The sequence below is a fragment of the Lysinibacillus macroides genome (assembly GCF_001281525.1).
In the GTDB taxonomy this organism is placed as follows: domain Bacteria; phylum Bacillota; class Bacilli; order Bacillales_A; family Planococcaceae; genus Lysinibacillus; species Lysinibacillus macroides.
The window spans coordinates 279558-288335 of record NZ_LGCI01000010.1 but is presented as its reverse complement, the minus strand read 5'-3'; the positions used below and the strand labels follow the sequence as shown (position 1 = coordinate 288335).

Sequence of the window (8778 nt, the reverse complement as noted above, 5' to 3'; positions counted from 1 at the left end):
GTGTTGCATCAAAACTAAGGTGTTCCTCTTCAAGAAAACCTTCTGTAAAGGCAGCTTGAATAAGTTCATCGTGCATGCGATCTAAGACATCTGATTGACTAATCACGTCGACCATACGTGAATACGAGGCTTCAGATGGCACCGTGTCCGAAACTAAAAAGCCACAATCTAAGCGAAAGACGAAATCATGCGTTAATCGATTGACCAAATCTTTAACGGTAGGGATACGCTCGACAATGCGGATCATCAATGATTGAATCATCGCACCGTAGTTTAATTCTCGTGGAGCACCACGCATCGTCTTCTTTCGAAATAGTTGAAAGATTGGCTGCACATCGAAAGTGGCTAAAATAGCATCAAAACGACGAGAACTTTCCATTTTCAATAATTCACGGATGTCAAATAGGCTCATTTGTTTTACAATAGTCATGAGGCATCATTCCTTTTCGGTGGGTTGTTTAGTCGCTACCATTATACCGAATTTGGGGAGGTGCCTCATTTTTATTTAATTTTAGCCCTTGATATTAAAGGGATTAGAATTATGAAATTAACTCAAGTAAATATAAAGATTCTATCAAGCTCATTCCAATTTATTGGGATGAGCTTCTTGCTGAAATGTAACCATTCTTTATATATGATAAATTATTACTGCTAAAAGATTTAATGGTGACAGAAAAGGGGAAGCAAATGGCACTTGAACGTCATCAATTTATGGAAAGTTTTTTACAACAGCTACAGCATGAACTTGGTCAATAGGATGAACCGCCTTTCAGTGGAAGGGCGGTTTTTGTGCTTGGTTTGGATATTTCTTTCGGAGTACTAAAATTATAAGGAGTACGTTCCGTATAATAAAATAAAAACGCCTATCGCAAGTAGAAATTTCGTTTTCATATTGATTGCCTTATCAATGCCTGTAACAGGATCGAAATGGCTAATAGCAAAAGCAAATTGCATCAAGAATATACCACAAGCTAATGATAGAAGATTGAGTAAAGTAAATACAATTTTACCTTTAGGTATACGATAAGGAAGGATATTTTTATCTAAAATGAACACAAGGTTGGCTATATATAAAACGAGATGAATGATGACTGCTAACGCCATAAAAAAATCACTCTTTACAATAGATCGAATTATTATGTTACACTACAATTTTGATTAGCTCAAACGGAAATATGAATCGCTTAAGGCTGAATTATTTCTTATTGTCGCGATAGATTAAAAAAATCCTTAGTCTTGGATGTGTGCGTCAATTGCTGAAAGTTGCACGAGTGGTAGCAACCTGATGCATAATAATGCTAATGCGGAGAACGGTTAATCCGGGGAGAGCTCCCATGAATATCGGAAGCACAGCATATAGAACAAGGAACTATCTAGCTCTGTCAGCATTTGAGAACAGCAAGCCGTGTTAGGGTGTTGCTCTTTGTTTACCTGTCAATTGGTGTTATGATGAATAATGGATAGCAAGAATCGTCTACATAAAAATCGTGTGGGCATCAACATACCTAACATGAAAGAGATGGAATAGTGGAATGAGTCATTTAATTGTACAAAACTTAACAAAAACGGTTGGCGATAAAACGCTTTTTCAACATATTGAATTTACGATTTATGAAGGAGAGCGAGCAGGCTTAATTGGCATTAATGGAACGGGAAAATCGACCCTGTTATCCATTTTAGCGGGGGACATTGAAGCGGATTCGATAACAATGGATCGCCCAAATAAATACCGTGTCGCCTATTTGCCGCAGGAGCCGACATTTGAGGCTGGCGAAACGGTTTTACAGGCAGTGTTTGCAGGGAATTCACCCATTTTACAGCTGAATCGTCAATATGAAGAAACCGTTGCTGCACTCGCAGTAAATCCAACATCTGAAAGTCTGCAAAAGACGTTATTTAGCTTGCAACAGCGTATGGATGAGGAGCAGGCATGGGATATTAATGCGCTTGCTAAAACAGCATTGACAAAGCTTGGCATCGAAACATTCGACAACGAAGTGTTAACGCTATCAGGTGGTCAGCAAAAACGGGTAGCCTTAGCCAAAGTCTTAATTGAGCCTGCTGATTTATATTTATTGGATGAGCCGACCAACCATTTAGATGTACAGTCAACAGAGTGGCTCCAAGAAATGGTGCTACGACTAAAGGGTGCAGTGATTTTCATCACCCACGATCGTTATTTCTTAGATGAATTATCAACACATATTTACGAGTTAGCGAATCAAACCTTGTATCGTCATACAGGGAATTACGGTGATTATTTAGAGGCTCGAGCTATTCGTGAGGAGATGCAAGCTGCTTCTGCACAGAAAGATCGCAATCGTTACCGTTCAGAATTAAAATGGATACGTCGTGGTGCGAAGGCGCGTTCAACCAAGCAAAAGGCTCGTATTCAACGCTTTGAAAAGCTAGAAGAAAACCTAGAACGCAAAACAGAAGATGTTTCCTTGGATATGGGACTTGCGACAACACGTCTTGGTCGTAAGGTGCTGGAGGCTGAGCATATTTCGAAAGCCTTTGGACAGCAAAAAATCGTTAAAAACTTCTCATTTTTATTACAGCAGGGTGATCGAATTGGCATTATTGGTGCAAATGGTGTAGGAAAATCAACCTTATTGAACATGCTAGCAGGGGAGCTGACGCCAGATCAAGGTGAAATTCTTGTTGGATCAACAGTGAAGCTGGCACATTTCAAGCAAACATTGCCGAAAATGAATGAAAATGAGCGCATGATTGAATATATACGTGAGGCATCAAATGATATTACAGATGCAGAGGGTGTGCGCTACTCAGCAGCGCAAATGCTGGAGCGCTTTTTATTCCCACTGCATGCACATGGTACACCGATTGGCAAATTATCGGGCGGTGAGCGCAAGCGTCTTCATTTATTACGTTTATTGATGGAGCAACCTAACGTTTTGTTGCTGGACGAGCCAACGAATGATCTGGATATTGAAACATTGGGTGTGCTAGAGGATTTCATCGAGCATTTCCCTGGCGTTGTTATCACAATTTCCCATGACCGTTTCTTCCTAGACCGTATTGCGAAAAAGCTATGGATATTAGATGGTCAGGGGCAAGTAGAGGAAACACTGGATCTTTACAGTGAGTACCTGGAGAAGCGTGAGCAGGCCGCAATTGTCAAAGTAGAAACACCAAAAGTGGAAAAGGCCAAGGCCGAAAAGCCAAAAACAGAGAAGAAAAAGCTATCGTTTAAAGAGCAAAGGGAATGGGAAACGATTGCAGATGAGATTGAAAAAATAGAAACAGCGATTATGGAGACCGAAGAAGGCATTGCACATGCTGGCTCAGATTTTACCAAGCTTCAGGAATTAACAGCCAAGCTGGATGCGCTAAATGGACAGTATGAGCATTTGATTGAAAGATGGTCTTATTTAGATGAAATTGTCAATGGATAAGGAGCGATAAAGATGAAAATTATCACAATTGAACCAACACCAAGCCCTAATTCAATGAAGGTTGTTGTGGATACAGAGTTACCATTTGGTAAAAGCTATAATTTTACGAAGGATAATAAGCACGAAGCAACTGGTGAAGCAGCAGCGATTTTAGCAATAGAAGGAGTCAAGGGTGTTTACCATGTAGCTGATTTTTTTGCAGTTGAGCGTAATGCTAAATACGCATGGGAAGGAATTTTAGCTAGTATCCGCCAAGTGCTAGGAGAAGATGTACAAGCGCAGGATGATACACAAATTGCTAATGAATTTTATGGTGAGGTTTATGTGCATGTGCAATTTTATAAGCAAATCCCATTACAGGTAAAGGTTTTTGATAATCAACGAGAACATCGTGTGAGCTGTGGTGACCGTTTTGTGGAGGCGTTTAATCAAATTATTGAGTCAGTGGTTGATGAAAACTATATTTTCCAACGTAAATGGATTGATTATGGTGTGCGCTATGGCGAACTAGAAGAAATTGCAGAAACTGTTAAACAAGAGATCAATATCACATATTCTGCAAAACGTCTAGCAGAAATTGTTGCTGCCATTAATAATGATGATGAAAAAGCTGTTGTGAAAACGGACAAGTTAAAAGTGACGGTTGAGCAATTTAAGCAACCTGAGTGGGAGAAACGCTTCCAGTTGCTTGATCAAATGGCTGATCCAGAGCTAGATGATCTAGCTCTATTAGATTTAGCTCTACAGGATGACCAAATGTCTATTCGTCGACTCGCGACTGTCTACTTAGGCATGATTGAGGATGTGGCAGTAGTGCCTTATTTAGAAAAAGCCTTACAGGATAAAAGTGCAGCCGTGCGTCGAACAGCGGGTGACTGTATGAGTGATTTGGGCCTTGTAGAATTTGAAGAAGCCATTCAAAAAGCGTTACAGGATAAAAACAAGCTTGTGCGTTGGCGTGCAGCCATGTATTTATATGAGGTGGGTACGGAGCAGTCTTTACCAGCATTAAAGGCGGCTGAAGATGATAAAGAATTTGAAGTAAAATTACAAATCAAAATGGCCATTGCACGCATTGAACAGGGTGAGGAAGCAAAAGGCTCTGTATGGAAGCAAATGACAGAATCTCGTCAGCAATAAACGAAAAACCAGCAGCTGCTGGTTTTTTCTGTGTTTGCTCAAAAAAATGTAAACTCACTCCATCTTTTTTGTTGTATTTGCAATAAAACTCATTTTATACTATAGTAACATCATCGCTAAACGAAGATGGCGCTAAAGAGCTGACACAAGGAGGAATCGCAAGTGAGTACCAAAAAAATAACATCAGAAGCAGCATTACAAGCAGCATTGGATATTCGTCGGAAAGTTTTTATTGAAGAGCAACAAGTACCAGAGGAAGAAGAAATTGATGCTTATGATGGATTAGATGCTCCGTGTGACCATATTCTTGCGTAATATCAGGAGCAGCCCGTTGGTACAGGTAGACTACGAGTAGTAGGGGGCTATGGCAAATTGGAGCGCATTTGCATACTGGAGGAATTCCGTAAATATGGCCTTGGCAAAGAAATTATTCGAGGATTAGAGCAAATTGCCCAAGAAAAGGGCTTAACAAAAGTGAAATTAGAGGCACAAATCCACGCTGAGGGCTTTTATGAAAAATTAGGCTATAAAAGTGAAGGCGAAGAATTTATGGATTGCAATATTCCGCATATTTTAATGAAAAAATATTGGTAAACTAAGTTGAAAATCCGCATTGCTTACTAAGTTGATAGAAAGCAATGCGAATTTTTGCTGTTAGGATAATTGCTCTTGAACAAGGGCCCCTGAAATGCGATCATGCGGAAGCCGTTGCCCATTCTGTTGAGCAAAAGCTTGCGGATTTTTGATATAGTCAAATGTACTGAGTGTATCTCGGTAGGCCATTCGTTTGATAAGTTGTGAGCCTGATAATGCCTGTCCATCTTCACTTTCTAGTACTAGCTCCATTGCTTTATAGCCAATGGTTTGTCCCTTTTTACGAAACTGTACATATCCCAATGTCCACATCACAGCAGTAGGTATGACAAGTGCATGAACAGCCTCATTTTTTACTTTTTTTCGTAGGAAATATTCAATACCGAATGTAACAGTTGTTGAAATGGCTACATCAATCATATAGGTAGCTGTTCGTTTTTTAGTGATAGATTCCATCGTTTCCTCCCTTATCTTATCTAAATGATAGTTCATGACGTGCAGGGTAAGAGGGGATAGCTCCATGTCTTGTTGTTGATATGCCTGCATAATGATTAGCAAATGATAAAAGATCCTCTGCATGCTGTTCACAAAAAGCAGCGATGGTAGCCACTGTTAAGTGCTGCGTAAGAAATTGACTTAATAGAGCACCGATAAATGCATCTCCTGCTCCTGTAGTATCAACTGTAGCCACCTTATCAGCAGGGACATAAAAATGCTGCTGTGTCGTATACAAAGAAGCGCCCTTTGCACCATGAGTAATGATAATAATGGCTACGTTTTCTTGAAATAAGGTTTGAACGGCTATTTGCTCATCCTCTATTGCTGTTAAAAACACCAGCTCTTCCTCAGAAAGCTTAACAATATGTGCTTTTGGCAAAAACGCGAGGATGGTTTCACGACAGGCAGACTCATTGTGCCATAAGGGCAAGCGCACATTTGGATCAAAGGATACAAGACTGCCCGCCTGATGTGCCTGTTCAATTAGTGCTATATGTGCCTGTTTCATGGGGCTTTCTACTAGATTGACTGAGCAAAAATGAACGATATCATTAGATGTTAAAAGCTGCAAGGGAAGGTATTCTGGCTTATATAATAAATCCGCTGTTTGTCGACGATAAAATAAAAAATCACGATCCCCATTCGTTGCTAAGGACACAAAGGCAAGGCTTGTTTCACCCTCTGTTGTTTGACGAATATAGCTTGTATCTACACCTGCCTGTTGCAAGGTCGTTTTAAGGAAATCGCCAAAAGCATCTTGACCTACTTGTGTGAAAAGGGCAGCCTGTAGCCCAAGTTTTGCGCAAACCGCTGCTACATTAGCCGGAGCTCCTCCAGCATTTTTGGTAAAGTGTTCAATTGCTGTAAGAGAGCCGTATTCATTTGTAGGCGTAAAATCAATTAATAATTCGCCAATAGTAAAGAGTCTTCCCATTACTATACCTCCTTTTTAAGCCTGAGAAAGCCGTTTATTTTTTGGCATATATATTGTATAGAAAATCCCACCAAAAATAAGTAAAATGCCCATTGTTTGCATAAAGCTTGGCATAAAATCAAGTAGCAGTATATCGAGTAAAATCGCCACAACAGGATCGACAAAAACTAAGACGGATACTAGAATAGTGGGAAGACTACGAATACTATCAAAAAATAAATAGTAAACAAAGCCCGTATGAATAAATCCTGTGCCTAAAATATAGAGCCAATTCATTGTAGTTAAGCCCTCAAAAAGCGAAAAATCAATAAAAGGCAGTAGCATCACAATGCCAACTGTTGTTTGAATATAAGTTAGGGCATAGGAGCTAAGCTTTGTAATGGTCTTACTTGTTAGCATCGTAAGGGCATAACAGATCGCTGATAAGAATGCCCAAACAAAGCCTGATTGCATAAATGCTGAGAAGGATATAAAGTTATTCAGACCAATAATGAACATACTGCCAATAAAGCAAGTAACAGTTGCCACAAGTCCCTGAATTGTCAACTTTTCCTTTAAAAGAAGAGCACCTAAAATTAACACAAAAATAGGTGCTAAATTATAAATAGAAATCGCAATGGAAATTGACATTTCCTCAAACGCTTTAAATAAAAAAACCCAGTTTAAGACGAGAAAAATACCGCAAATCAGCGTTTGGAAAATTTCCTTCTTCTCCCAAACCTCTGTTTTATGTCCTCCTACAAGCAACCACAAACCTCCTAGAAAGAAGGTGGCACAAATACATCTCACAAAGACAAGCTCTATGGCAGGTATCCCTGTATGAACAGTAAAAAAGCCAATAGAGCCAAAAAGTGCCATGGATACAGTTAATTTAAGAATGGCTGAAATATTCATCCATAACCCTCTTTCTTCAATAACAGTAGTGCTTCTATCTATACGCGGATTTGTCCATCACCATAAATGAAATATTTCGTAGATGTTAAGGCAGGTAAGCCCATTGGTCCTCTAGCATGTAACTTTTGCGTACTAATCCCAATTTCTGCACCATAGCCAAATTCAAAGCCATCTGTAAAGCGAGTAGAGGCATTGTGATACACAGCCGCTGCATCCACACTATGTAAAAACGTATCCGCAACTACTTGATCTTCTGTTACAATGGCCTCCGAATGATTTGTGCCATATTGATGAATATGCTCAATTGCTTCATACACATTTTCAACCAATTTAACACTGATGGTTAAATCGAGATACTCTGTTCCATAATCCTCCTCTGTCGCTGGAAGGGCAGCTTCGAATGCTTGACAGACATTGGCATCACCAATAATCGTCACACCTGCCTGTTGGAGGGCTGTTAGGAGCTGAGTACCATAAGTTTGAAACCAAGCAGGATGAATTAATAAGCTCTCTGCCGCATTACAAACAGAAGGGCGTTGTGTTTTAGCATTTAAACAAATTTTTTCCGTTTTTATGTAATCCGCCATTTCGTCCACATAAATATGACAGTTGCCTGCACCTGTTTCAAGCACAGGAACCGTTGCCTCATTAACCACTAAATCAATAAGAGCCTTGCCGCCTCGCGGAATTAACACATCTAAATAATCCTTTAAATGAAATAATTCTTTGGCTGTTTCGCGGCTTGTATCTTCAATTAGTTGTACAGCATCTGTAGGAACAGCAGTTTTAGCGAGTGCGCAATGAATGCTTGTCACAAGAGCGATATTTGAAAATTTAGCAGATGAACTTCCACGTAAAACGACAGCATTCCCTGTTTTTAAAGCAAGGGTAGCTGCATCAACGGTTACATTGGGACGTGCCTCATAAATCATACCAATAACACCAAGTGGCACACTACGCTTTTCAATTTGTAAGCCATTGTCTTTTTTGATATGCTCAACAACCTTTCCGACTGGATCATCTAATTTTACAAGTAAATGAATAGCATCCGCCATAGCTGTAATGCGCTCACTGTTAAGCATAATACGATCCAATGTAGAAGCTGGTATGCCTTGTTCTTCGCCTTTTGCTAGGTCTTTGGCATTTTCAGTGATGATTGCTTGTTGGTCGATTAATAATTGTTCGGCAATTTTTGTAAGTGCCTCATTTTTTTCACTAGTTGTTTTGATATTTAAAACATAACTTGCTGCCTTTGCGCGTTTTCCTTTTTCTTGAATTTCACTCGTCATAAAATTTCCT

8 protein-coding genes and 2 pseudogenes are annotated in these 8778 nt (G+C 39.6%); 4 read left to right on the top strand and 6 right to left on the bottom strand.

Annotated features, from left to right (window positions below):
• The coding region (locus tag ADM90_RS24575; RefSeq protein WP_161804052.1) for a transposase at positions 1-430 on the bottom strand (430 nt) is incomplete at its 3' end.
• Positions 431-633: 203 nt separating this feature from the next.
• Here ADM90_RS24575 and ADM90_RS23950 point away from each other — a divergent pair.
• A pseudogene (locus ADM90_RS23950) lies at positions 634-756 on the top strand (HD domain-containing protein); the annotation flags it as partial.
• Between the two features lie 69 nt (positions 757-825).
• Here the strand turns inward: ADM90_RS23950 and ADM90_RS16240 are convergent.
• Complete coding sequence (locus tag ADM90_RS16240; protein ID WP_053995978.1) at positions 826-1104, bottom strand: hypothetical protein; 279 nt, start codon at positions 1102-1104, stop codon at positions 826-828.
• Positions 1105-1532: 428 nt separating this feature from the next.
• Between ADM90_RS16240 and ADM90_RS16235 the strand changes: the two genes are divergently transcribed.
• The 3 genes and pseudogenes from ADM90_RS16235 to ADM90_RS16225 all read left to right on the top strand — a co-directional run bounded on the left by ADM90_RS16235 (position 1533) and on the right by ADM90_RS16225 (position 5153).
• Complete coding sequence (locus ADM90_RS16235; RefSeq protein WP_053995977.1) at positions 1533-3419, top strand: ABC-F family ATP-binding cassette domain-containing protein; 1887 nt, start codon at positions 1533-1535, stop codon at positions 3417-3419.
• A 12-nt stretch (positions 3420-3431) separates the two neighbouring features.
• Complete coding sequence (locus tag ADM90_RS16230; protein ID WP_053995976.1) at positions 3432-4559, top strand: virulence factor; 1128 nt, start codon at positions 3432-3434, stop codon at positions 4557-4559.
• A 162-nt stretch (positions 4560-4721) separates the two neighbouring features.
• Positions 4722-5153, top strand: a pseudogene (locus ADM90_RS16225) (GNAT family N-acetyltransferase).
• 60 nt (positions 5154-5213) lie between these two features.
• Here the strand turns inward: ADM90_RS16225 and ADM90_RS16220 are convergent.
• Genes ADM90_RS16220 through ADM90_RS16205 form a run of 4 tightly spaced genes read right to left on the bottom strand, consistent with a single transcriptional unit; the run spans position 5214 to position 8768 of the window.
• Complete coding sequence (locus ADM90_RS16220; RefSeq protein ID WP_053995975.1) at positions 5214-5609, bottom strand: RDD family protein; 396 nt, start codon at positions 5607-5609, stop codon at positions 5214-5216.
• Between the two features lie 16 nt (positions 5610-5625).
• A complete protein-coding gene (locus ADM90_RS16215; RefSeq protein ID WP_053995974.1) occupies positions 5626-6585 on the bottom strand; it encodes a carbohydrate kinase family protein in 960 nt (319 codons plus the stop codon).
• Positions 6586-6600: 15 nt separating this feature from the next.
• Positions 6601-7479 carry a DMT family transporter gene (locus tag ADM90_RS16210; RefSeq protein ID WP_053995973.1) on the bottom strand — a complete coding sequence of 293 codons (879 nt, stop codon included), beginning with the start codon at positions 7477-7479 and terminating at the stop codon, positions 6601-6603.
• Positions 7480-7517: 38 nt separating this feature from the next.
• Complete coding sequence (locus ADM90_RS16205; protein WP_053995972.1) at positions 7518-8768, bottom strand: glutamate-5-semialdehyde dehydrogenase; 1251 nt, start codon at positions 8766-8768, stop codon at positions 7518-7520.
• Between the last annotated feature and the right edge of the window lie 10 nt (positions 8769-8778).

Coding starts and splice junctions, on each gene's coding strand:
- ADM90_RS16240 (WP_053995978.1), bottom strand. CDS start 1,104: ATGGCGTTAGCAGTCATCATTCATCTCGTTTTATATATAGCCAACCTT.
- ADM90_RS16235 (WP_053995977.1), top strand. CDS start 1,533: ATGAGTCATTTAATTGTACAAAACTTAACAAAAACGGTTGGCGATAAA.
- ADM90_RS16230 (WP_053995976.1), top strand. CDS start 3,432: ATGAAAATTATCACAATTGAACCAACACCAAGCCCTAATTCAATGAAG.
- ADM90_RS16220 (WP_053995975.1), bottom strand. CDS start 5,609: ATGGAATCTATCACTAAAAAACGAACAGCTACCTATATGATTGATGTA.
- ADM90_RS16215 (WP_053995974.1), bottom strand. CDS start 6,585: ATGGGAAGACTCTTTACTATTGGCGAATTATTAATTGATTTTACGCCT.
- ADM90_RS16210 (WP_053995973.1), bottom strand. CDS start 7,479: ATGAATATTTCAGCCATTCTTAAATTAACTGTATCCATGGCACTTTTT.
- ADM90_RS16205 (WP_053995972.1), bottom strand. CDS start 8,768: ATGACGAGTGAAATTCAAGAAAAAGGAAAACGCGCAAAGGCAGCAAGT.